General features: G+C 70.9%; 21 protein-coding genes and 1 tRNA gene. 8 read left to right on the top strand and 14 right to left on the bottom strand.

Translation table 11 applies throughout. The features are described from left to right. Positions 1–73: 73 nt before the first annotated feature. Positions 74–724 (bottom strand): L-threonylcarbamoyladenylate synthase, encoded by a 651-nt coding sequence (locus tag ISP_RS40235; RefSeq protein ID WP_013229531.1) that lies wholly within the window; start codon positions 722–724, stop codon positions 74–76. Between the two features lie 289 nt (positions 725–1,013). Between ISP_RS40235 and ISP_RS40240 the strand changes: the two genes are divergently transcribed. After that, positions 1,014–2,987: a M6 family metalloprotease domain-containing protein gene (locus tag ISP_RS40240; RefSeq protein ID WP_013229532.1), complete on the top strand. Its 1,974-nt coding sequence runs from the start codon at positions 1,014–1,016 to the stop codon at positions 2,985–2,987. A 114-nt stretch (positions 2,988–3,101) separates the two neighbouring features. Here ISP_RS40240 and prmC read toward each other — a convergent pair whose 3' ends face one another. Continuing rightward, entirely contained in the window at positions 3,102–3,968 is an 867-nt protein-coding gene (prmC, locus tag ISP_RS40245) for a peptide chain release factor N(5)-glutamine methyltransferase (RefSeq protein WP_013229533.1), read from the bottom strand. Positions 3,969–4,486: 518 nt separating this feature from the next. Between prmC and ISP_RS40250 the strand changes: the two genes are divergently transcribed. From ISP_RS40250 to ISP_RS40260, 3 genes are read left to right on the top strand one after another with little or no spacing between them, the layout of a single operon-like run. Next, on the top strand, positions 4,487–5,491 hold the full coding sequence (locus tag ISP_RS40250; protein WP_013229534.1) for a glycosyltransferase family 2 protein: 1,005 nt from the start codon (positions 4,487–4,489) through the stop codon (positions 5,489–5,491). After that, positions 5,488–5,919 (top strand): GtrA family protein, encoded by a 432-nt coding sequence (locus tag ISP_RS40255; protein ID WP_013229535.1) that lies wholly within the window; start codon positions 5,488–5,490, stop codon positions 5,917–5,919. Before ISP_RS40250 ends, ISP_RS40255 begins: the two co-directional genes overlap by 4 nt. Further along, positions 5,912–7,180 carry a mannosyltransferase family protein gene (locus ISP_RS40260; RefSeq protein ID WP_013229536.1) on the top strand — a complete coding sequence of 423 codons (1,269 nt, stop codon included), beginning with the start codon at positions 5,912–5,914 and terminating at the stop codon, positions 7,178–7,180. The genes ISP_RS40255 and ISP_RS40260 overlap by 8 nt, the downstream gene beginning before the upstream one ends. A gap of 57 nt (positions 7,181–7,237) precedes the next feature. Here the strand turns inward: ISP_RS40260 and prfA are convergent, their stop codons facing one another. The 8 genes from prfA to argS form a co-directional block, all read right to left on the bottom strand. Continuing rightward, entirely contained in the window at positions 7,238–8,308 is a 1,071-nt protein-coding gene (prfA, locus tag ISP_RS40265; RefSeq protein ID WP_014467685.1) for a peptide chain release factor 1, read from the bottom strand. Between the two features lie 81 nt (positions 8,309–8,389). Then, on the bottom strand, positions 8,390–8,620 hold the full coding sequence (gene rpmE, locus ISP_RS40270; protein ID WP_013229538.1) for a 50S ribosomal protein L31: 231 nt from the start codon (positions 8,618–8,620) through the stop codon (positions 8,390–8,392). 182 nt (positions 8,621–8,802) lie between these two features. Beyond that, positions 8,803–10,806 carry a transcription termination factor Rho gene (gene rho, locus ISP_RS40275; protein WP_013229539.1) on the bottom strand — a complete coding sequence of 668 codons (2,004 nt, stop codon included), beginning with the start codon at positions 10,804–10,806 and terminating at the stop codon, positions 8,803–8,805. Between the two features lie 410 nt (positions 10,807–11,216). Continuing rightward, the gene (thrB, locus tag ISP_RS40280) at positions 11,217–12,101 is read right to left on the bottom strand and encodes a homoserine kinase (RefSeq protein ID WP_037373533.1); all 885 of its coding nucleotides are present in this window, start codon (positions 12,099–12,101) and stop codon (positions 11,217–11,219) included. Then, the gene (gene thrC, locus ISP_RS40285; RefSeq protein ID WP_013229541.1) at positions 12,098–13,159 is read right to left on the bottom strand and encodes a threonine synthase; all 1,062 of its coding nucleotides are present in this window, start codon (positions 13,157–13,159) and stop codon (positions 12,098–12,100) included. The genes thrB and thrC overlap by 4 nt, the downstream gene beginning before the upstream one ends. Further along, complete coding sequence (locus tag ISP_RS40290) at positions 13,156–14,481, bottom strand: homoserine dehydrogenase (RefSeq protein ID WP_013229542.1); 1,326 nt, start codon at positions 14,479–14,481, stop codon at positions 13,156–13,158. The genes thrC and ISP_RS40290 overlap by 4 nt, the downstream gene beginning before the upstream one ends. Positions 14,482–14,487: 6 nt before the next feature. Beyond that, on the bottom strand, positions 14,488–15,918 hold the full coding sequence (gene lysA, locus ISP_RS40295) for a diaminopimelate decarboxylase (protein ID WP_013229543.1): 1,431 nt from the start codon (positions 15,916–15,918) through the stop codon (positions 14,488–14,490). A gap of 3 nt (positions 15,919–15,921) precedes the next feature. Then, entirely contained in the window at positions 15,922–17,583 is a 1,662-nt protein-coding gene (gene argS / locus ISP_RS40300; RefSeq protein WP_013229544.1) for an arginine--tRNA ligase, read from the bottom strand. A 196-nt stretch (positions 17,584–17,779) separates the two neighbouring features. Between argS and ISP_RS40305 the strand changes: the two genes are divergently transcribed. Next, entirely contained in the window at positions 17,780–18,598 is an 819-nt protein-coding gene (locus ISP_RS40305; protein ID WP_013229545.1) for a DUF3105 domain-containing protein, read from the top strand. After that, positions 18,595–19,308, top strand: a complete 714-nt coding sequence (locus tag ISP_RS40310; RefSeq protein ID WP_013229546.1) for a DUF305 domain-containing protein — start codon at positions 18,595–18,597, stop codon at positions 19,306–19,308. The genes ISP_RS40305 and ISP_RS40310 overlap by 4 nt, the downstream gene beginning before the upstream one ends. A 3-nt stretch (positions 19,309–19,311) precedes the next feature. Here the strand turns inward: ISP_RS40310 and ISP_RS40315 are convergent, their stop codons facing one another. From ISP_RS40315 to ISP_RS40325, 3 genes are all read right to left on the bottom strand, one after another. After that, positions 19,312–19,650, bottom strand: coding sequence for an RIP homotypic interaction motif-containing protein (locus ISP_RS40315; RefSeq protein WP_013229547.1), 339 nt, complete (start codon positions 19,648–19,650; stop codon positions 19,312–19,314). 66 nt (positions 19,651–19,716) lie between these two features. Then, positions 19,717–20,637, bottom strand: a complete 921-nt coding sequence (locus ISP_RS40320) for a cation diffusion facilitator family transporter (RefSeq protein ID WP_013229548.1) — start codon at positions 20,635–20,637, stop codon at positions 19,717–19,719. Positions 20,638–20,790: 153 nt separating this feature from the next. Continuing rightward, positions 20,791–21,210, bottom strand: coding sequence for a MarR family winged helix-turn-helix transcriptional regulator (locus ISP_RS40325; RefSeq protein ID WP_013229549.1), 420 nt, complete (start codon positions 21,208–21,210; stop codon positions 20,791–20,793). Positions 21,211–21,316: 106 nt separating this feature from the next. Here ISP_RS40325 and ISP_RS40330 point away from each other — a divergent pair, with 106 nt between their 5' ends. Then, entirely contained in the window at positions 21,317–22,153 is an 837-nt protein-coding gene (locus tag ISP_RS40330) for an SDR family oxidoreductase (protein ID WP_013229550.1), read from the top strand. On the opposite strand, the gene ISP_RS40335 is transcribed toward ISP_RS40330, so the two are convergent. Next, positions 22,150–23,250, bottom strand: a complete 1,101-nt coding sequence (locus ISP_RS40335) for an epoxide hydrolase family protein (protein WP_013229551.1) — start codon at positions 23,248–23,250, stop codon at positions 22,150–22,152. The genes ISP_RS40330 and ISP_RS40335 overlap by 4 nt on opposite strands. Positions 23,251–23,400: 150 nt before the next feature. Here ISP_RS40335 and ISP_RS40340 point away from each other — a divergent pair. Then, a tRNA-Arg gene (locus ISP_RS40340) sits at positions 23,401–23,473 on the top strand. The last annotated feature ends 42 nt before the right edge of the window (positions 23,474–23,515 follow it).

Here is a 23,515-nt window from a genome sequence, read left to right on the forward strand (position 1 = left end):
GGGACGTCACGCTCGCGGGGTCGGGGTCACCCGCGACACGCTATCGTGCCGCGGAAATCCCGGTGATCCGGCTTCAGGCCAACGATTCCGCGGGTACACCGAGCACCTCCGCGATGGCTTCCTTGCCGACCGCGCCCTCGCGCAGCACGACCGGCTCGGTGCCGGTGAGGTCCACGATGCTCGAGGCGACGGCCTCACCGCTCGACCCGCCATCGAGGTACACCGCGACCGAATCGCCGAGCTGTTCCTGGGCTTCCTGCGCGGTGCTGGCGGGCGGCCGCCCGGAGACGTTCGCGCTCGAGACGGCCATCGGCCCGACGTCGCGCAGCAGCTCCAGCGCGACCGGGTGCAGCGGCATCCGGAGCATCACGGTGCCGCGGGCGTCGCCGAGGTTCCACTGCAGGCTCGGCGCGTGCGGCAGCACGATCGACAGGTCGCCCGGCCAGAAGGCTTCGATGAGCGCGCGCGCCTGCGGCGGCACCCCGAGCACCAGGCCGTCCACAGTGGACCAGGAGCCGACGAGCACGCCGACCGGCATGTCCGGGCCGCGGTTCTTGGCGCGCAGCAGCGCCTGCACCGCACCGGCGTCGAAGGCGTCGGCACCGATCCCGTAGACCGTGTCGGTCGGCAGGACGACCAGCCTGCTGGACCGCACCGCCCCGGCCGCCGCGGCCAGCCCGTCGGCCCGGGTCTCCCGCTTGCTGCAGTCGTAGACCACGCTCATGGGCGCCAAGCGTAGTCCCGCCGTCCGCGGGGACGTTCGCCGCGTCACACCGGCCCGGTCCGGTCCGCCGGCACCGCGGATGCAGTGAATGACTCATTCCTGTCGTCGGAGGACATGAATGAGTCATTCACGGCGTCGCGGGCGGTCCCGGCGGGCTGACAAACCGGCCAGACTTTCGTCGTGGGGCAAGCGGGTGGACCTCGCCGCGAGGCAGAACCACGACAGTGCGGCTCAATACGGTCGATCTTCGGGAACCACCACCCGTGGGTTCCCAGTGAAGGAGCCGCACATGCGCCCCAGCACCCCGAAAACGCTCGCCCTGCTCGCCGCGGTCGCCGTTCTGACCGGGCTCGGCACCGGCACCGCCGCGGCCGAGCCGCTCACCCGTGGCTGGCCCGCCCCGATCGACGCCGCGCACTGGGAGAACCAGGACCACATGACCTGGTCCGACTACCGCAAGGTGCCCGGCACGAACTGGGCCGACCCCGCGCTCAAGCCCACCCAGCGCACCTTCAAGGGCGCCGTCGTCCTCGCCGACTACCCGGACCAGGACTTCGTCGTCACGAAGCCGGCGAACTCGACGATCTTCGGCAACCCCGCGCCGACGGCGGCGAACATCCCGCGGGCGAACGTCGCGCAGTACTACCAGGACTTCCTCAACAAGCCCGAAGCCCTCAACAACGGCCACACGATCAACGAGTACTGGATGGAGGACTCCGGCGGCCGGTTCGGCGTGCAGCTGACCGCCTTCGGGCCGTACCGGATGCCCGGCAAGTCCTATGAGTACGGCATGGAGTTCCAGCCGAGCGCCTGCCCGCCCGGCGCGAACTGCGCCCGCGACATCCGCAAGGACGCCGGGGACGCCTGGCGCGCCGACGTCGGCGACACCGCGAAGCAGTTCGACTTCGTCTTCTACCTCTCCGCCGGCCAGGACGAGAGCTCGACCTGGCAGGAGTTCGGCGAGATGAAGTTCGGGACGAAGGAGAACGTGCCCGACAGCTTCGGGCCGCCGAACCACGACCTGCCGAACTACGCGGCCACCCGGTACGTGCCGTGGACGTCGTGGGCGTCGGCGGCCAGCATCTGGCCCAACGCCCAGAACGGCAGCTCGGTGCAGGCCGAAAGCTCCGGGCAGTCGACCTACGCCCACGAGTTCAGCCACATCCTTGGCATCGGCGACAACTACAACAACCCGTTCGGCGTCCCGCCGTCGCGCAGCTACAGCGGGCCGTGGGACATGCTGTCGCGCGGCACGTTCAACGGGCCCGGCGGGCCGCACACGCGCTGGCAGATCCCGGCGACGCAGGGCAGCTCGATGGGCGCGCAGCACCAGCTGCGCAACAAGCTGAAGCTCGGCATCGTCGACTCCGCCGACGTGCTGCAGCTGGACCGCACCGAGCTGGCGGCTTCGGGGCCGGTGTCGGCGCGGTTGACCGCGCGCGAGGCCGAGGCGCAGCCCGGCGCGTTCGCCGGCCTGAACATCAAGCTCACCGGCGGGGACAAGGCGCCGAAGTGCGACCGGTCGAAGGACCCGTTCTGCGACGGCGGCGGCTACGACAACTACACCGTCGAAGTCGTCGACCGGATGGGCTCGGACTCCTTCGCGCCCGACTCGGGCGTGCTGATCACGAAGACGAAGAACCAGGACAACGCCCCGTTCGACTGGGTGATCGACGCCAACCCGCAGGACATCGGCATCACCGACTACACGAAGCCGGACGGGACGCCGGTGAAGATCACCGTCGGTGACTACCGGCAGCTGAACGACGCCCTGTTCAAGGCGGGCACCGAAGCGGCGAGCCCGTACGAGTACACCGACGAGGCGAACCGCCTGCGGTTCCTGATCACGGACGTGGCCCGCGACCGCCACGGGATCCTGTCCTACACGGTGACGGTGGCTTCGCTGGACGGCTCGGGCGGCCAGGCCCGCGAGGCGGCGCTGACCCCGGCCCTCCCGGCCATCGCCCGTGGCGGGCTGGCCACCTGCGAATTCGGCCTGCTGAACACGGGCTCGGCACGGGGTGCGAAGGCACCGTACGACACGGACACGTACCGCTTGAGCGTGTCGACGGACACCCGCGGCTGGGAGGTCCGGCTGCCGAACGAGCTGGCGACGGCGAAGTTCGGCGGGTTCGCGAAGGTGGCGGCGTACGCGAAGCGCGGCCAAGGCGGTGACCTGGCCGCGAGGGTGAAGCTGACGGCGACGTCGGTGAGCGACCCGTCGAAGACCGCGACGGCCAGCTGCACGGCGTTCGGCTTCTAGCACCCCGCTGACATGCAGTGAATGACTCATTCCTGGCGTCTGACGACAGGAATGAGTCATTCACTGCGCGCGGCGCGCCCGGCACTGCGTGCGGCGCCCCCGCGCGAGGCCGGATCAGCCCAATCGGCGAGCGGTGACGAACCGGGCGCGGCCCGTCAGATCCGTGTGGCCCTCCACCCCGGTCAGCACCCGGCGCGCCCGGACCAGGGCCGGGACCGCCGAACCGTGCGTGTCGTCGTGCTCGATCGCCAGGCCGCCGCCCGGGCGCAGCAGCCTCGCGCCCGCCGCGATCGCGTGGCGGATCACCGCCAGGCCGCTCTCCTCCGCGAACACCGCGCGCGGTGGGTCGTGCTCCGCGACCTCCGGGGGCACCGGGGTGCCCTCCGGGACGTAGGGCGGGTTGCACAACACCAGGTCGACCAGGCCGTCGAGCTCGGCGAACATCGTCGGGTCGCCGATGTCGCCCGAATACAACCGGATCGGGGTGTTACCCGCGTCGGCGTGCACGTCGGCGTTGTGGCGGGCCCAGGCCAGCGCCTGCGGGTCGATGTCCACCGCGTAGACGACCGCGTCCGGGCGCGCGTGGGCCACCGCCAGCGCCAGCGCGCCCGAGCCCGTGCACAGGTCCACCACCACCGGGAACTCCCGGCCCTGCAGGAACTTGACCCCCCACTCGAGCAGCAGCTCGGTCTCCGGCCGCGGGACGAACACCCCGGCGCCGACCGCGACGGTGATGTCGCCGAGCGCGGCCCAGCCGGTCAGGTACTGCAGGGGGATGCGCTTGGCGCGCTGCTGGACGAGCTGGCCGATGGCCTCGATGACCGGCGGGTCGACCAGCGGCACCATCGGCAGCCGGCCGCGTTCGACCCCGAGCACGTGCGCGGCGATCACCTCGGCGTCGAACCGCGGCGAGGCCACGCCCGCGCGCTCGAGGATCCGGGTGGCCTCGATGATGGCCAGGCGCAGCGGCTGCCGATTCACTCGTCGTCCTTCACCTCGTCGAGCCTGGCACACCAGGCGGAACTCCCCCGTGAGGACACGCGCCGGTCCCACCCGACCAGCGTATCGAGGCGCCCGGGCCAGTACCCCGCCAGCGCCGTCCGGCACCCCGATCCGGTCGTCCGTCGCGGCCCGGCAGCCGGACCTCGGCCCCGGCCGCCTCGCGGAGCCGGCGCTGCTCGCCGACGACCTCGGCCACCGCGCCGCCGGGCCACCCTCGACCTGCTCGCCGAGCTGTTCCGCACCGGCCGCGGGTCCTTCACTCCCCCCGGCCGGCGGGCCGGTGCCGGTCATCGCCGGCGGCAACGCGAGGGCGGCGTTGCGGCGCGTCCCCCGGGATCGCAGAGCGCCGGCCGGCCCGGCCGCGACGGTGGGCTGACCCGGGTCCCGGGATCGCGCCAGGCCGGATCTTCTAGGATGCAGGGCACCGGGTCGGGGATTCGCCTGCTCCACGGCGCCGCTCGGACCTTTCCGCACCGAAACTCCCGGGGAGCCCCGCAGTGCCCACAGAGCCGATCACCCGCCGGGTGGCGTTCATCTTCCCGATCTACAACGAGGAAGAGAACATCGACCTGCTGCACCGGACGGTGGACGAGGTGACCGCCCCCCTCGCCGGGAAGTACGACTTCAGTTTCCTCTACGTCGACGACGGCAGCCGGGACGGCTCGCTGGCCAAGCTCACCGAGCTCAGCGCCCGCGACCAGCGGGTCACCGTGGTCGAACTGTCCCGCAACTTCGGCCACCAGATGGCCGTCACCGCCGGGCTGGACCTGGTCGACGCCGACGCCGTCGTCATCATGGACAGCGACATGCAGGACCCGCCGCGGGTGGCGCTCGAACTGATCGAGAAGTGGGAAGAGGGCTTCGACGTCGTCTACGCGCAGCGGCGCTCGCGGCAGGACTCGGCGTTCAAGAAGCTCACCGCCGGCGGGTTCTACTGGTTCCTGCGGAAGATGGCCGCGGTCGACATCCCGAAGAACACCGGCGACTTCCGGCTGATCGACCGCAAGGTGGTCGACGAGCTGCGCAAGTACCGCGAGCGCGACCGCTTCCTGCGCGGGCTGGTCAGCTACATCGGCTTCAAGCAGACGGCCGTGCTGTTCGACCGCGACAAGCGGCACGCCGGCGTCACGGGCTACCCGCTGCGCAAGATGCTGCGCTTCGCCGCCGACGGCATCCTCGGCTTCTCGGTGACGCCGCTGCGGATGATCACGCGCATGGGGTACCTGATCTCGTTCCTGAGCTTCGTCGGGATCCTCTACGTCGGCGGCGTCAAGCTGTTCGCCCCGCAGACCGCGGTGCCCGGCTGGGCCTTCCTCGGGATCGCGATGTTCTTCCTCGGCGGCATCCAGATCATCATGCTCGGCGTGCTCGGCAGCTACATCGGCCGCACGTACTCCCAGGTGCAGAACCGGCCGCTCTACGGCGTCGCGTCGGTGCGCACCGGCCCGGGGACGCCGGTCGAGGCCCGCGAGGGCGCCGACGCGGGAAGAGGCGCACGGTGAAGCTGATCTCGGCGACCCAGCTGCGCTTCGGGCTGGTCGGCGTGGGCAACACCCTCGTCGACGCCCTCGGCTACGCGCTGCTGGTGACGCTGGGCGTCCCGCTGTTCGTGGCGAACTTCATCTCGACGACCACGGGCATGCTGCTCAGCTTCACCCTGAACCGGAACTTCACCTTCCGCGCCAAGGACGGCGACGTCCGCCGCCAGGCGCTGCTGTTCTTCGCCGTCACCGCGTTCGGGCTGTGGGTGGTGCAGGCGGCGATCATCTTCGCCGTCACCGCGGCGTTCCCCGGCGTGAACCTGCTGCTCCCGAAGTTCGCCGGGATCGCGGTCGGCCTGGTCTGGAACTACGTGCTCTACAACAAGGTCGTCTTCCGGCAGCGGCCCGCGGCGGCCGAGCCGCCGGTCGCGGAGGTCACGCATGACTAGGACGGCCGAGCCGTCCCTGACCACCGATCAGGTCGAGCCGGAACGCGCGGAGACGGCCCCGGCCGGTCGCCGGGCCGCCTGGGTGCACGGCGACTACGCCCGCGTCTTCGCCGTGGTGCTGGCCTGGAACGTGGTGCTGATCGCCGTCGCGTACCTGTTCGCGCCGTCCAGCCCGGTCGACGAGGGCATCCCGAAGACGGGCATCGGCTCGACGATGAGCCTCCTGGCGCACACCTACCGCTGGGACGCCGGCAACTACGGCGAAATCGCCGTGCACGCCTACACCGGCAGCTACGCCCCGACGCGGGCGTTCTACCCGGTGTTCCCGGTCCTGGTCTGGCTGGTCCAGACGGTCAGCTTCGGCACGCTCGGCCTGCTCGCCGCCGGCTTCCTGGTCAACCTGGTGGCCACCTGGCTGGCCGCGGTGGCGCTGCTGAAGATCGGGCGCCACTTCTTCGACGGCGAGCGGGCCCCGTGGCTGGTCGTCGCGGCGTTCCTCACCGCACCCGCCGCGTTCTTCCTGCACTCGTTCTACAGCGAGGCGGTGTTCTGCGCGCTGGGCTTCTGGGCCTACCTGTTCGCGCTGCGCCGCCAATGGCTCTGGATGGGACTGACGCTCATCCCGCTGACGGCCTCCCGCATCACGGCGGCGGTGTTCGTCGGCCTGTGCTTCCTGGAGTTCTGGCGGTCGAAGGACTGGAAGCTGCGCGGCCTGCTGTCGCCGAACCTGCTGTGGTTCCCGGCGGCGTTCCTCGGTCTCGGCGGCGTGCTGGTCGCCATGAAGATCCAGACCGGGGACTTCTTCGCCAGCTTCAACGCGCTCAAGGGCGTGCGGGAGTGGTCGTACCACCAGTTCAACCCGAACATCCTCGGCACGCTCTGGCGCGAAGCCAAGATCACCGGTCACGCGCTGCTCGGGGACACCCCGATGGACGCGTGGACGCTGATGAGCCACGTGCTGCCGATGATCGGCCTGGCACTGCTGTTCGCGTCCTCGGTGTACGTCCTGGTGGCGCTGCGCGCGAAGGGTGTCCCGCTGGCGTTGTTCGGGTTCGCGTCGATCGTGATGCTGACGATGAACAACAACGTGGTGTCGGTCCACCGCTACCTGCTGCCGTGCCTGGTGATGTACGTGGCACTGGTCCTGTTCGGCGAGCGCCGCCCGAAGCTGCGTGGCGCGGTGCACGTGGTCCTGTACGCGAACGCGCTGGTCTGCGGAATGATCTACCTGCGCTTCATCACCGGTTTCTGGTCCGGCTGAGCGCTCCGGGCCCACCAGCAGGCGCACGTCCGGCCTGCTGGCGCCCCCCGGCCGCCGTCAGCCCGACTGAGCCGCCAGGCGCTCTTCGCGGTCCGCGGTCGCCAGTGCGTCCAGCACGCCGTCCAGGTCGCCGTCCAGGACCTGGTCGAGGTTGTACGCCTTGTAGTTCACCCGGTGGTCGGAAATCCGGTTCTCCGGGAAGTTGTACGTCCGCACGCGCTCCGAGCGGTCCACCGTGCGGACTTGCGAACGGCGGGCGTCGGACGCCTTCGCCGCCGCCTCCTCCTCCGCGACCGCCTGCAGGCGGGCCTGGAGCACCTGCAGCGCCCGGGCACGGTTCTGGATCTGGGACTTCTCGTTCTGGCAGGACACCACGATGCCGGTCGGCAGGTGGGTGATCCGGACCGCCGAGTCGGTCGTGTTGACGCTCTGGCCGCCCGGGCCCGACGACCGGAACACGTCGATGCGCAGGTCGTTCGGGTCGATCTCGACCTCGACCTCTTCCGGCTCCGGGTAGATCAGCACGCCGGACGCCGACGTGTGGATGCGGCCCTGCGACTCGGTCGCCGGCACGCGCTGGACGCGGTGGACACCGCCCTCGAACTTCAGGCGGGACCACACCCCGTCCACGGCGGCCGCCTTGCTCTTGATCGACAGCGTCACGTCCTTGAAGCCGCCCAGGTCGGAGTCCACCGAGTCGAGGACCTCGGCCTTCCAGCCGTGGCGCTCGGCGTAGCGCAGGTACATGCGCAGGAGGTCGCCGGCGAACAGGGCCGACTCCTCGCCGCCCTCGCCGGACTTGATCTCCATCACGACGTCGGAGCCGTCGTACGGGTCGCGCGGGAGCAGCAGCTCGGTGAGCCTCGACTCGAGATCGGGGATCCGCGCGGCCAGCTCTTCGGCCTCGGCCGCGAACTCCGCGTCCTCCGAAGCCATCTCCCGCGCGGCCGCGAGGTCGTCGCGGACGGTGTCCAGGTCGTGGACGGCCCGCACCACCGGCGTCAGCTCGGCGTAGCGGCGGCCGAGCTTGCGGGCGCGCGCCTGGTCGGCGTGCACGGCGGGGTCCGCGAGCTGCGTCTCCAGCTCCGCGTGCTCAGCGAGCAGCCCCTTGAGCGAGCTCGAATCCACCTCTGCCACCTCTCAGCCCGAAAAAACCAAAGACAAGAAACGGCGCCCACCCGGAAGTCCGGGTGGGCGCCGTGGAAAAAGCTACTTGGCGTCGGCGTCCTTCTTCTGCCGCTTGCCGTAGCGAGCCTCGAAGCGCGCGACCCGGCCACCGGTGTCCATGATCTTCTGCTTGCCCGTGTAGAACGGGTGGCAGTTGGAGCAGATCTCGACGTGGATGCTGCCGTTGGTCTTGGTGCTGCGCGTGGTGAAGCTGTTGCCGCAGTCGCAGTTCACTTCGGTGACTACGTACTCGGGGTGAATACCGCTCTTCATGGTGTCCTCTCTCGTTGGCTCCGGGTCCCCAGTCGTTCCACGGGGTGAACCGGCGCCGGACTTCAGCGGGTAATTCTGCCAGACGAGCTGACGAGTACTGGAACGTACCCCGCTGACCAGCTATTCCCGGCGCGGAAGGGCCTCCCCGGGCACCCCGGGAAGACCCTTCCGCAGGCCAGGACTCAGTCGTCTTCGCCGCCACCGAGGGCGGTCTTCGAGACCTGCATGAGGAACTCGACGTTGGTCTTGGTCTTGCGCAGCCGCGAGATCAGCAGGTCGATGGCCTGCTGCGAGTCGAGCGCGTGCAGCACCCGGCTCAGCTTCACGGTCACGGCCAGCTCGTCCGGGTTCAGCAGCAGCTCGTCCTTGCGGGTACCGGACGGGTTGACGTCGACGGCCGGGAACACCCGGCGCTCGGCGATCTTCCGGTCGAGCTTGAGCTCCGCGTTACCGGTGCCCTTGAACTCCTCGAAGATGACCGTGTCCATCGTCGAGCCGGTTTCCACCATCGCCGTGGCGAAGATGGTCAGCGAGCCGCCGTTCTCGATGTTGCGCGCCGCGCCGAGGAACCGCTTCGGCGGGTAGAGCGCGGTCGAGTCGACACCACCGGACAGGATCCGGCCGGACGCCGGAGCCGCCAGGTTGTAGGCCCGGCCCAGTCGGGTGATCGAGTCGAGCAGCACGACGACGTCGTGGCCCATCTCGACCAGGCGCTTGGCCCGCTCGATGGACAGCTCCGCGACCGAGGTGTGGTCGGCCGGCGGCCGGTCGAAGGTCGAGGCGATGACCTCGCCCTTCACCGAGCGCTGCATGTCGGTGACCTCTTCCGGACGCTCGTCGACCAGGACGACCATCAGGTGGCACTCGGGGTTGTTCGTGGAGATCGCGTTCGCGATGTCCTGCATGATCGTGGTCTTGCCGGCCTTCGGCGGCGAGACGATCAGGGCGCGCTGCCCCTTGCCGACCGGCATGATCAGGTCGATCACGCGGGTGGTGAGCTTGTGCGACTCGGTCTCGAGGCGCAGCCGCTCGTTCGGGTACAGCGGGGTCAGCTTGGTGAAGTCCGGACGGCGCTTGGCCTCGTCGGGCTCCAGGCCGTTGATCGAGTCGACGCGCACCAGCGGGTTGAACTTCTGCCGCTGCTGCTCGCCGTCACGCGGCTGGCGCACGACACCGGTGATGGCGTCACCGCGGCGCAGGCCGTACTTGCGGACCAGCGACAGCGAGACGTACACGTCGTTCGGGCCGGCGAGGTAGCCGGAGGTCCGCACGAACGCGTAGTTGTCGAGCACGTCCAGGATGCCCGCCACGGGCAGCAGGACGTCGTCGTCGCGGATCTCGGTGTCCGGCGAACCGCCCTCGCGCTGGCCGCCACCGCTGCCCCGGCGACGACGGTCGCGGAAGCGACGGCCGCGACGGCCGCCTTCCTCGTCGTCGTCCGGCTGCTGGTTGCGGTTGTCCTGCCCGCCGCGGTTGCCGTCCTGCTGGTTGTTGCGCTGACGGTTGCCGTCCTGGCGGTTGTCGTTCCGGTTGTCGCCGCGGTTGCCACCGCCCTGGCGCTGCTGGTCGCGGTTGCGGTCGCCCTGCTGGCGGTCGCCGCCCTGACCCTGCTGACGGTCACCCTGACCCTGCTGGCGGTCGCCGCCCTGTTGACGGTCGCCCTGGCCCTGCTGACGGTCGCCGCCCTGCTGGGTGTCGGGCGATCCGGCGGCCCGGTTGGACCCGCGGCGACGCCGGCTGCGGCCGCCCTCCTCGGACTGGCCGTCCTGGCCCTGCGGGGTGTCCTGCCGGTCCTGCTGCGGGCGCTCGGCCTGCGGCGGGGCGTCCGACGGCGCGGAGGCGGGCGCCTCGGCCTTCGGCTCCGGCTTGGTCTCCGCCGGAGCGGCGGGCGCCTCGGCCTTCGCCTTCGGGGCCGCCTTCGGCGGCTCGCCGACGCCGTCCAGCGGCAACGTCTCGGCCGCCGCACGCGGCTTGCGGGACTTGCCCTGGCGCTCACGGATCGCGGCGATCAGATCGCCCTTGCGCATGCCCGTCGTCTCGCCGACGCCGAGCTCCCCAGCCAGCGAACGCAGTTCGGCGACGGTCTTTCCGGTCAGCCCGCCGACCGCCCGCTTGGGAGCGGGGGCCGTGCCGTTCGAACCGGCCGTGTCGCTACCCACGTCGCTCAAAAGATCGGTGTTGCTCACACATGTCCTTCCTGACCGATCCACGCCTCCAGGCGGATCAGCGGACTGCCGCTCGCTTCTGATCGCGAACCGGCGTAGTTGCCCCCCGATACGCGAGATGAGCTCTTCGGCCGTGCGGAACACAGCTGGAGCGCCTCCACCACAGGGGTTTGCGTCCTCCATTCGGAGGACACGGAATTCGGCACCGCCGAGACCGGAAACCCGCCTGCGTCCCTCCGCGTTACCCCGCGTGCCAGGCGGTGCGGATTCGGCGGATCGACGAAGGATGCGATCCGGGGGAATCCCCGGGACCGGCATCGGGTGCGGAAACGCACGGTGATCGAACGCCCCCGAGGGTAGACCGCAGCGGTGCCGGGTGCAACAACCACCCCCCGCGTGGCGGGTGTGGCGGCAGGCACGTGACCCACCCTTTACTGAGCCGCAACCTGCACGCCCGCAAGATCCACGGGCAGCTCGAGAACGTCGAAGTCGTCAACGCCGACCCCGGGCGGAAGTATTCCCGTGGTGGTCAGCGCCAGCACCGTCGGACCGGCACCGGAAATCGCGGCGGCCACTCCGTGTGCACGGAGCGTCGCCACCAGCTCCGTGCTCGCCGGGTACGCGGGGGCGCGGTAGCTCTGGTGCAGGCGGTCCTCGGTGGCCGGGAGCAGGAGCGCCGGCTGCGTCGTCAGCGCGTGGACGGCGAGCGCGGCGCGGCCGGCGTTGTGCGCGGCGTCGGCGTGCGGCACGGTCGCCGGCAGCAGGCCGCGCGTGGTGGCGGTGGCCGAGCGGACCGACGGCACGGCCACGACCGGCCGGATCGAGGTGTGCGGCGTGAGCCGTTCGGCGTGGAAGCGCCCGCCGTCGCACCAGGCCAGGACCAGGCCGCCGAGCAGGCTGGCCGCGGCGTTGTCGGCGTGGCCTTCGAACCCGGCGGCCAGCTGCAGCGCTTCGAACGCGTCGAGTTCCCGGCCGGCGAGGGCGTACCCGGCGGCCACCCCGGACACCACCGCGGCCGCGGACGAGCCGAGGCCGCGCGCGTGCGGGATCGCGTTGAAGCAGCGCAGGTGCAGGCCGGGCGGCTCGACGCCGAGGTGCGCGCAGGTCGCGTGGATCGCCCGCACGACCAGGTGCGTCTCGTCGGTGGGGACGTCGGCGACGCCACCGGCGCCGGCGTCCGTCACCTCGACCTTGAGCCCGGCGTCGGTGACCCGCACTTCGACCACGTCGTAGAGGCTCAGCGCCATCCCGAAGGCGTCGAAGCCCGGCCCGAGGTTCGCAGTGGACGCCGGGACGGTGACCCGGAAGCCGGTCACCGCAGGTCCAGCGCCGCCGCGACCGCCGAGGGGTCCACGGCGAGGGGTTCGACCTCGACGTTGCCCGCGAGCGCCGTCTGCGGGTCCTTCAGGCCGTGTCCGGTGACCGTGCAGACGACCCGCGAACCGCGCGGGAGCCTGCCGTCGGCGGCCGTGGCCAGCAGGCCCGCCACGCTGGTGGCCGACGCCGGCTCGACGAAGACGCCTTCGCGGCCGGCCAGCAGCCGGTAGGCCTCGAGGATCTTCTCGTCGGTGACGGCTTCGAAGAGGCCCTCCGACTCGTCCTTGGCCTTCACCGCGGCGGTCCACGACGCCGGGCTGCCGATCCGGATCGCCGTCGCGATCGTGTCCGGGTCGCGCACCGGCTCGCCGTGCACCAGCGGCGCCGCACCGGCCGCCTGGAAGCCGAACATCCGCGGGGTGTTCTTCACCACATCGTCGGCGGCGTACTCCGAATACCCCGCCCAGTAGGCGGTGATGTTCCCGGCGTTGCCGACCGGCAGGCAGTGGATGTCCGGCGCGGTGCCGAGCACGTCGCAGATCTCGAAGGCCGCGGTCTTCTGGCCGGCGATGCGCACCGGGTTGACCGAGTTGACCAGGGTGACCGGGTAGTCGGCCGCGGTCTTGCGGGCCAGCTCGAGGCAGTCGTCGAAGTTGCCGTCGACCTGCAGGATCCGCGCACCGTGCAGGACGGCCTGGGCGAGCTTGCCCATGGCGATCTTGCCCTGCGGCACCAGCACGGCGCAGGTGAGGCCGGCGCGGGCGGCGTAGGCGGCGGCCGAGGCGGAGGTGTTGCCGGTCGACGCGCAGATCACCGCCTTGAGCCCGCTGGCGAGCGCGTGCGTGATGGCCACGGTCATCCCGCGGTCCTTGAACGAGCCGGTCGGGTTGGCCCCCTCGACCTTGAGGTACACCTCGCAGCCGGTCAGCTCGGACAGGTGGTGGGCGGGCAGCAGCGGCGTGTTGCCCTCCCCGAGCGTGACGACTCGCGCCCCGTCCGGGACCGGGACACGATCCCGGTACGCCTCGATGAGTCCGGGCCACGGGTGCCTGATCACTGGTCTTCGCCTTCCACGCGCATCACGCTGACAACTTCGTGTACCACGTCGAGCCGGCCGATCTCGTCCACAGTGGACTGCAATGCCGCGTCGGGTGCCTGGTGCGTCACCACGACCAGGCTCGCGCGGTCGCCGACGTCGCTCTGGCGCACCGCCGCGATGCTGACGCCGTGGTCGGCGAACGCCTGCGCCACCTGGGCGAGCACGCCGGCGCGGTCGGCCACCGACAGGCTGACGTGGTACCGGGTCGGCGTCTGGCCCATCGGCCGCACCGGCAGGGCCGCGTGCGCGGATTCGCGCGGGCCGCGGCCGCCGACGACCCGGTTGCGGGCCACCGCGACGAGGTCGCCGAGCACCGCGCTCGCGGTCGGGGCCCCGCCCGCGCCCTGGCCGTAGAACATCAGCTCGCCGGCCGCGTCGGCCTCGACGTAGACGGCGTTGAACGCGCCGCCGACCCCCGCGAGCTGGTGGCGGCGCGGGATCATCACCGGGTGCACGCGGGCGGACACCGACTCGACGCCGTCATCGTCGGTGACCCGCTCGCAGATGGCCAGCAGCTTCACCGTGCGCCCGAGCCCCCGGGCCGCCGCGAGGTCGGAGGCGGTGACGTCGGCGATGCCCTCGCGGTGCACGTCCGACGCCGTCACGCGGGTGTGGAAGGCGAGGGAAGCGAGGATCGCGGCCTTCGACGCGGCGTCGTAGCCGTCGACGTCGGCGGTCGGATCGGCCTCGGCGTACCCGAGCCGGCTGGCCTCGTCGAGCGTCTCGGCGTAGCCGGCGCCGGTGGAGTCCATCGCCGAGAGGATGTAGTTCGTGGTGCCGTTGACGATGCCCATCACCCGGGTGATCCGGTCGCCCGCGAGGGATTCGCGCAGCGGCCGCAGCAGCGGGATGGCCCCGGCCACCGCGGCCTCGAAGTAGAGGTCGGCGCCCGCGGCGTCGGCCGCCTCGAACAGGTCCGCGGAGTGCTCGGCCAGCAGTGCCTTGTTCGCCGTGACGACCGACTTCCCGGCCTTCAACGCGGCGAGCAGCCAGCCGCGCACCGGCTCGATGCCGCCGACCAGTTCGACAACGACGTCGACGTCGTCACTGGTCACGAGCTTTTCGGCGTCGGCGGTCAGCAGCTCCGGCGGCAGCTCGGGGTGCTTGTCCGGACGGCGGACGGCGATGCCGGCCAGCTCGACCGGCGCGCCCGCCCGCGCGGCCAGCTCCCCCGCCTGCTCGGTGAGCAGCCGGGCGACCTCGCCGCCGACGGTCCCGCAGCCCAGCAGCGCGACCCTGATCGGACGTCGGTCGGCTGCAGGCAGTTCGGAAGCAGACACGGTGTTTCAGACCTCCAGGCGCAGCATGTCGTCGGTCGTCTCCCGCCGCAGCAGCAGCCGTGAGCTGCCGTTGCGCACGGCGACCACGGCCGGGCGGGGCATCCGGTTGTACGTGCTCGCCATCGAGTAGCAGTACGCGCCGGTCGCCGCGACCGCCAGCAGGTCGCCGGGAGCCAGCGTGTCGGGCAGCCAGCAGTCTCGTACGACGATGTCGCCGGACTCACAGTGTTTTCCCACGACCCGGGACAACACGGCCGGTACCGGCTGTTCGTTGTCGCCCGCGGAGCGGGAAACCAGCCGGACGTCGTAGACCGCGTCGTAGAGCGCGGTGCGGATGTTGTCACTCATCCCGCCGTCGACGCTGACGTACCGCCGCGCCGACTCGTCGCCGAGCGAGACGTCCTTGATGGTGCCGACCTCGTAGAGCGTGATCGTGCCCGGACCGGCGATCGCGCGGCCCGGCTCACCGGCGATCCGCGGCACCGGCAAGCCCGCGTAGGCGCACTCCTTGCGGACGATCTCGCGGATCTGCGTGATCATCTGCGCGGGCGGCGGCGGGTTGTCCTTCTCGGTGTAGGCGATGCCGAAGCCGCCGCCGAGGTCGACCAGGCTCAGCTGGTCGAGCAGCTCGGGGCCGTGTTCCTTGGCCAGGTCGGCGAGCAGCCCGACGACGCGGCGGGCGGCGACCTCGAAGCCGTCGGCGTCGAAGATCTGCGAGCCGATGTGGCTGTGCAGGCCGACGAGCTTGAGCGAACGCGCGTTGAGCACCCGGCGGACCGCCTCGGCGGCGTCGCCGCTCGCCAGCGAGAACCCGAACTTCTGGTCCTCGTGGGCGGTCGCGATGAACTCGTGGGTGTGCGCCTCGACGCCGACGGTCACCCGGATCAGCACGGACTGCACGACGTCGTGGCGGGCGGCGATGTCGGCCAGCCGGGCGATCTCGAAGTACGAGTCGAGCACCACCGTGCCGACCCCGGCGACGACCGCGGCTTCCAGCTCGGCGGGCGACTTGTTGTTGCCGTGGAAGGTGATCCGCTCGGCCGGGAAGTCGGCGCGCTGCGCCACGGCGAGCTCGCCGCCGCTGCAGACGTCCAGGCTCAGCCCCTGCTCGGCCACCCAGCGGGCGATCTCGATGGACAGGAACGCCTTCGACGCGTAGTGCACCAGCGACGGGTCGTCGAAGGCCTCGGCGTAGTCCGCGCACCGGGACTTGAAGTCGGCTTCGTCGACCACGAACAGCGGCGTGCCGTGCTGCTCGGCGAGCTCGCGGACGTCGACGCCGGCGATCCGGACGACACCGTCGGCGGCGCGGAAGGTGTTGCGCGGCCACACTTTCGCGGGCAGCTTGTCGAGCTCCTCGACCCCGGACGGCTGGTGCCCGGAAGTGTCGGCGTGGGTGTAGACGTCGGCGTGCCTGGGGCCCGCGGGGTGCGCCATTTCTTACATCCGTTCCGGAGCGGAGACACCGACCAGCGCGAGACCGTTGGCGAGCACCACGCGCGCCGCCTCGCAAAGAGCCACCCGGGCGTGGTTGGCGGGGGTGGCCGCCTCGTCGCCCTTGGGCAGCACGCGGGCCTCGCGGACCGCGTAGAACTTGTGGAGCGCGCCCGCGAGCTCCTCCAGGTAGCGCGCGATCCGGTGCGGCTCCCGCATTTCGGCCGCGCGGCGCACGGTCTCCGGGAACTCGCCGATCGTGCGGATCAGGTCGCCCTCGACCGGCAGTGTCAGCTGACCCAAGTCGACGTCCTCCGTGGACTTGAGACCGAGGTCCGCCGCCCCGCGCAGCATCGTGCACAGGCGCGCGTGGGCGTACTGGACGTAGTAGACGGGGTTGTCGTTGGAGTGCTTGCGCAGCAGATCCAGGTCGACGTCCAAAGTGGAGTCGACGGAGTAGCGGATCAGCTCGTAGCGGGCCGGGTCGACGCCGACGGCCTCGACGAGGTCCTCCATGGTGATCACGGTGCCTGCGCGCTTGGACATCCGGACCGGCTTGCCGTCGCTGACCAGGTTGACCATCTGGCCGATCAGCACCTCGACCGTGGCGGGGTCGTCGCCGAAGGCCGCCGCGGCCGCCTTGAGCCGCGCGGTGTAGCCGTGGTGGTCCGCGCCGAGCATGTAGATGCACAGGTCGAAGCCGCGGTTGCGCTTGTCCTTGAAGTAGGCCAGGTCACCGGCGATGTAGGCCGGGTTGCCGTCCTGCTTGATGACGACGCGGTCCTTGTCGTCGCCGTACTCCGACGACTTCAGCCACCAGGCGCCTTCGTCGAAGTACAGGTTCCCGGAGTCCTTCAGCTGCTGGACGGCGGCGTCGACCGCGCCGGACTCGTGCAGCGAGTTCTCGTGGAAGTAGACGTCGAAGTCGGTGCCGAAGTCGTGCAGGCTCTGCTTGATCTCGGAGAACATCAGGTTGATGCCGATCCGGCGGAACGTCTCGTGCCGCTCGGCCTCCGGCAGCGACAGCGCGCTCGGCTCGGCCTTGATGACCTCGGCGGCGATGTCGTTGATGTAGCCGCCCGCGTAGCCGTCTTCCGGCGCGGGCTCGCCCTTCGCGGCCGCGATCAGGGACCGGACGAACCGGTCGATCTGGGCGCCGGCGTCGTTGAAGTAGTACTCGCGGGTGACGTCGGCGCCCTGCGCGGCCAGCACCCGGCCCAGCGCGTCGCCGACCGCGGCCCAGCGGGTGCCGCCGAGGTGGATCGGGCCGGTCGGGTTGGCCGAGACGAACTCGAGGTTGATCCGCGTGCCGGCCAGCGCGTCGCCGCGCCCGTAGGCCGCGCCGGCGTCGAGCACCTGGCGCACGATGTCGCCCTGCGCGGCGGCGGCGAGGCGGAAGTTGAGGAAGCCGGGGCCGGCGACCTCGGCCGAGGCGACGCCGTCGTCCGCCGAGACCGCCGCCGCGAGCGCCTCGGCGAAGTCACGCGGCTTGAGGCCGGCCTTCTTGGCCACCTGGAGGGCGAGGTTCGTCGCGTAGTCGCCGTGGTCGGGGTTGCGCGGGCGTTCGATGGTCACCTGCTCCGGCAGCACGGCGTCGTCGATGCCGCGTGCGGCGAGCACCTGCACGGCGGAGCTGCGGACCAGGTCGGCGAGAGCGGCGGGAGTCACTTGCCGAATTCTAGGTGTGCCCAGGTCGGGCGGTTGCATCGGTCTCGGCCACGTCACGGCAGGTGGGTGTGTGAGGCGTTAACGGTAGTCAGACGCGTGGTCTCTACACTGGCCCGGGCGGGAATCCGTCCGCAGCCACCAGAGGGAGAACGCGGGAGCCATGGCGAACGGGACAACTCGGAAAAAGGGGTCGGCGGTGAAGGCGGCCCGTGGTTCCGTGGTGAGCAAGAAGGGCACCCCGTGGGGCACGATCATCGCCGTCGTCGCCATCGTGGCGCTGGCCGCCTCGGTGATCATCTACTACATGGTGCAGTCCGCGCCGAAGCGTGCCCAGGCCGACCGTGAGGCCGCCGCCGCGTCGTTCGCGCCGACCGCGTCCGAGCCGGACCCCTCGAAGCGCATTCCCGGCGTGGTGACCGCGACCTACACCGGCAGTGTCCACGTGCTCCCGACCGAGCGCGTCGCCTACGACAAGACCCCGCCGTTCGGCGGCCCGCACGACCAGACGTGGGCCACCTGCACCGGCATCGTGTACCCGACCGCCGTCCGCACCGAGAACATGGTGCACGCGCTCGAGCACGGCGCCGTCTGGATCGCCTACAACCCGCAGCAGATCACGGGTGACGCGCTCAACATGCTGAGCGTCCGCGCCAAGGGCAAGCCGTACACGATGCTGTCGCCCTACCCGGGCCTGGACAAGCCGATCTCGCTGCAGTCGTGGGGCCACCAGCTCAAGGTGGACGACGCCAACGACGCGCGCATCGACGAGTTCATCGCGGCGCTGCGGAGCAACCCGAACGGCGTCTACCCCGAGGTCGGCGCGTCCTGCGACGCGGTTCCGGGCCAGTTCGACCCGGACAACCCGCCGCCGTTCAACCCGGCGAAGCCGGGCCCCGACGCGAAGCCGATGGACTACAAGGGCAGCACCGCCGCGCAGGGTGAGCAGGGCATGCCGCAGTCCGCGCCGGCGTCCGCCCCCGCTTCGGCGCCCGCTTCCGCCCCGACGACGAAGTGACCACCGAAGCCGGCCTCGACACCGATGAGGTCACCGAGCAGCCGACCTGGTCGCGCTGGGTGATCATCGGCGGGACGCTCCTCGCGGTCCTGCTGATCGGCGCGACGGCGGGGATGTTCTTCACCCGCGCCGTCGACGACCCGGCCACGGCCACCCCGGCCGCCGGTTCGGTCGAGGTCGGCTTCGCCCAGGACATGTCGACGCACCACCTCCAGGCGGTGACGATGGCGGGTATCGCCCGCGACCGCACGACCGACCCGGAGATCAAGCAGCTGTCGTTCGACATCGAACGCACGCAGCTCGAACAGGTCGGCCGCATGAAGGGCTGGCTCATGCTGTGGGACCAGCCCGAGCAGCCGATCGGCGCGCCGATGCAGTGGATGACGGAAACGATGACGGGCCACGACGGGATGTCGATGGCCCCATCCTCGGTCAACCCGGCGGAAGGCCCGCTGATGCCGGGCATGGCGACGGACACGGATCTGAAGAAACTGCGCTCGCTTTCGGGCCGCGAATTCGACGTGTATTTCCTCCAGCTGATGTTGCGCCACCACCAAGGCGGGACGTCAATGGCCCAGTACGCGGCGGCGCATTCCACGCTGCCGGCGTTGAAGGCGCTGGTGAACAGCATCTTGACGTCCCAGGGCGCGGAGATGGACCAGATCAAGCTGATGCTTTCCGGCCGGGGCGCCCAGCCACTGCCGGCCTAGCCGTCAGAACTCGAGGTTCATCGTGTTGCCGTCGCCGATCTGCACGCCCTTCGAGTCGGTCACCGTGACGTGGTACTTGCCCGCCCGGGCGCCCTCTGGGTCCGCCTCGCGCAGCACGGCCCGCGCGGCTTCGAGCACCGCGGCGTCGTCTCCCACGTTCGCCGCGGCCAGCTCCGCCGCCAGCTCCTCGGGGTCGTCCGGCAGCCGGCCGATGAGGCGCCGTACGCCGGACTTCAAGCCGTCGTAGGCTTTCTTCACCGCGTCCGTCGCCGTTTCCTTCGCTGCCGCCGCCGCGCCCGCCGCCAACGCGGTCATCACCAGTTCCACAGCCTCGATCGCCACTGCACGCTCCCGGAGTCGAGCCGCCGTCTCCGGACAGTCTCCCGGAGCGGGGCCGCCGTTACAGCGTCACCAGGAGAGTTCTTGGCAGCGGCGGGCGCACTGCGGCGCCTCCACCTGCAGCGTCGCGTGCTCGATCGCGTACCGCGAAGACAGCAGGTTCTGCGCCTCCGTCAGCACGTCCGACTGCTTCGCCGGCGGCGCCAGCGTCAGGTGCGCCGAAGCCACCTCCATGCCGGACGTCAACGTCCAGACGTGCAGGTCGTGCACGTCCGCCACGCCCGGGAGGGCCGCCAGCTCCGCGTTGATCGCGCCGACGTCGACGCCCTGGGGCGCGTGCTGGAACAGGATGCGCAGCGCCCGGCGGGCCAGCGTCCACGTGCGGGGCAGCACGAACAGCCCGATCGCGACACCGATGATCGGGTCGGCGTAGCGCCAGCCCGTCAGCAGCGTCACCGCGCCGCTGATCAGGACGCCGACCGAGCCGATCAGGTCGGCCAGCACTTCGAGGTACGCGCCGCGGACGTTGAGGCTCTCCTTCGCCCCCGACCGCAGCACGGCGAACGACACCAGGTTGGCCACCAGGCCGGCCACCGCGACCAGCAGCACCGGCAGGCCCGGCACCGCCGGTGGCTCGCCGATGCGGCCGACGGCCTCGATCAGGACGTACCCCGCGACGCCGAACAGCAGCAGCGCGTTGGCCAGCGCGGCCAGCACCTCCGCGCGGTAGAGCCCGAAAGTGCGGCTGACCGTGGGCCCGCTGCGCCGCGCCAGGATGATCGCGGCCAGCGCCATGCCGACCCCGAGGACGTCGGTGAACATGTGGGCGGCGTCCGAGAGCAGGGCCAGCGAGCCGGTCGTCACGCTGACGACGAACTCGAGCACCATGAACCCGGCGCCGATGCCCAGGGCGATGGCCAGCCGTCGCACGTAGCGCCCCGACGCGCTCGCCGGCGCGATCGCGTGCCCGTGGCCGTGTCCCTGACCCATGCCGCCTCCGTTCCCGGTTCGCCGTCGGGTCAAACATATAGTCGGATGCGCATATGTGCAACAGAGGCCAGCCCAGGGTCATTCACGGGCAAGCTACCGCGCGCGGCCGGGCCACCCAATCCACCAGGCGGGGTTTCCCGCCAGGCGGACTCGTCACGCTTCGGCGTCGACCATCCGGGCGAGCAGGTCCCGCAACCGGACGCGGTCCGCCGGTACGAGCGCGGCCAGCGGTTCGGCCGCGAAGCCCAGCGCCCGCCGGAAGTTCCGCGCCAGCTCGGCCCCCGCCGGCGTGGCCACGATGTTCTTGATCCGCCGGTCCCGTTCACCCGGTCGACGCTCCACCAGCCCGCGGGCCTCGAGCCGGTCGATGATCCCGGTCACGTTGGACCGCTCGGACTTCAGCTTCTCGGCGATCCGGTGCATGGGCAGTGGTTCGTCGAGCGCGACGAGCACCTTCGCCTGCACCGTCGTCAGTCCCTGCGCCGCCGCCGCGGCCTCGTACGACTCGACGAACCGGTCGACGATCCGCCCGAGCAGGGCGACGACGTCTTCGGTGATCGGGTCAGCGCTCATCAGCCGAGTGTATGCCGATAGTTGACTGCATGAACCATCCATGCCTATAGTCATTTTAGTTCACTACCTTAACCATCACTCCCCTGAACAGATCGAGGTTCGTCAGATGAGCAACGACCGCGTCGCCCTGATCACCGGCACGTCCTCCGGAATCGGACTGGCCACGGCGGTACTGGCGGCCCGGCGAGGCTTTCGCACGGTCGCGACGCTGCGCGACACCGGCCGCGCCGACCGCCTGCGCGAGGCCGCCGCCGACGCCGGCGTCGAACTGGACGTCCGCCCGCTCGACGTCACCGACGCCCACTCCGTCAGCGCGGCGGTCGCCGGTGTCCTCGCCGACTACGGCCGGCTCGACGTCCTGGTCAACAACGCCGGCGCCGGTCACATCGGCACGATCGAGCAGGAGCCCGTCTCGGCGGTTCGCGAGACGATGGAGGTCAACTTCTTCGGCGTCGCCGAGACGACCAAGGCCGCGATGCCGGCCCTGCGCGCCAGCGGTGGCCGCCTGATCACGGTGACCAGCGTCGGCGGCGTGATCGGCCAGCCGTTCAACGAGGCCTACTGCGCGGCGAAGTTCGCCGTCGAAGGCATGATGGAAGCCCTGGCGCCGGTCGCCGCGGCGCAAGGTGTCACGGTGTGCGTCATCGAGCCGGGTGCGGTCGCGACGGAGTTCGTCAACAACGTCGGCGTCGACGAGCGGCTCTTCGCCGAGGCCGGTCCGTACGCCGAGTCCCTGCAGAAGTACATCGCCAACGTCACGCAGTCGTTCCAGAGCGCCCAGACCGCCGACGAGGTCGCCGAAGTGATCCTGGGCGCGATGACGGCGGACGCGCCCGCCTTCCGCATCCAGACGTCGAAGTGGGCCGAGGAGTTCGCGGCGCTCAAGTTCGCCGACCTGGACGGCTCGGCCGTGCAGCGGCTGACCGGCGGCTGGCTCGCCTAACGCACCAGCCGGAAGAACCCGCGCACCTGCTCGACGAACAACCCGGGCTGCTCCAGCGCGGCGAAGTGCCCACCGACGGGCAGCTGCTCGAACCAGCGCAGGTCGGTGTAGCGCTGCTCGGCCTGCCGCCGCGACGGCCGCACGATTTCCTTCGGGAACACCGAAACCCCGGCCGGAACGTCCACCGTGGACAGATCACGGTCGTTGTTCGCCCAGTACATCCGCGCGGACGAGGCCGCCGTCGCGGTGAACCAGTAGACGGAGATCGCGTCCAGGATGCTTTGCCGGTCGACGGCGTCCTCCGGCCGGCCCTTGTTGTCGGTCCAGGCCCAGAACTTCTCGGCGATCCAGGCGGCCTGGCCCGCGGGCGAGTCGGTGAGGGCGTAGCCGAGCGTCTGCGGGCGGGTGCCCTGCTGGGCGGAGTAGCCGCTGCCGCTGCGCCGGAACTCCTCGAGATCGGCGAGGGCCCGGCGCTCCTCGGGCGTCGGATCGGCGGTGTCCATCCGCACGGGCGCGAAGTTGACGTGCACGCCGGCAACGTGGCCGGACCGCGCCACAGCGTTGGTGACGGCGGCACCCCAATCGCCGCCCTGGGCGCCGTAGCGGTCGTAGCCGAGCGACGTCATGAGCCCGTCCCACAGCTCGGCCACCCGCCCGATCTTCAGCGCGGGCTTGTCACTCCACCCGAACCCGGGCAGCGACGGCGCGACGACGTGGAAGGCATCGGCGGGATCGCCCCCGTGCTTCGCGGGATCGGTGAGCGGCCCGATGACGTCGAGGAATTCGAGCACGGACCCGGGCCAGCCGTGGGTCAGCACGAGCGGCAGCGCCTCGGCCACCGGCGACCGGACGTGCAGGAAGTGCAGGCCGACCCCGTCGACGGTGGTCCGGAACTGGGGGAAGGCATTGAGCCGGCGGGCGAACCCGAAGTCGTATTCCTCGCCCCAGTCCCGGCAGAGCTCGCGCACATAGGCGAGCGGAACACCCTGCGACCAGTCATCGACGGTCTCGGCCTCGGGCCACCGAGTCCGCCGCAGCCGCTCCCGCAGATCGGCGACATCGGCCTCATCGAGAGCTACCTGGAACGACTCGGCCATTTCGGCTCCTTCAGGTGGGCCTCCCACGCTAGCGACGACCCGCCGAACCGATCAACTTCACGGCGTTGACCAGGGAGGTTGCCGGTCCGGCCACCTGCGGGAGGTGGGTCGCGGGGCATGCGCTAAGCTTTCGAAGTCGCCCAGCGATGGGCCCTCGTAGCTCAGGGGATAGAGCACTGCCCTCCGGAGGCAGGTGTCGCAGGTTCGAATCCTGCCGAGGGCACTCTCTTTGATCACGCAAAACCGGCCCCTACCAGCGAGAACG

This window comes from Amycolatopsis mediterranei (assembly GCF_026017845.1).
GTDB classification, from domain to species: Bacteria; Actinomycetota; Actinomycetes; order Mycobacteriales; family Pseudonocardiaceae; genus Amycolatopsis; species Amycolatopsis mediterranei.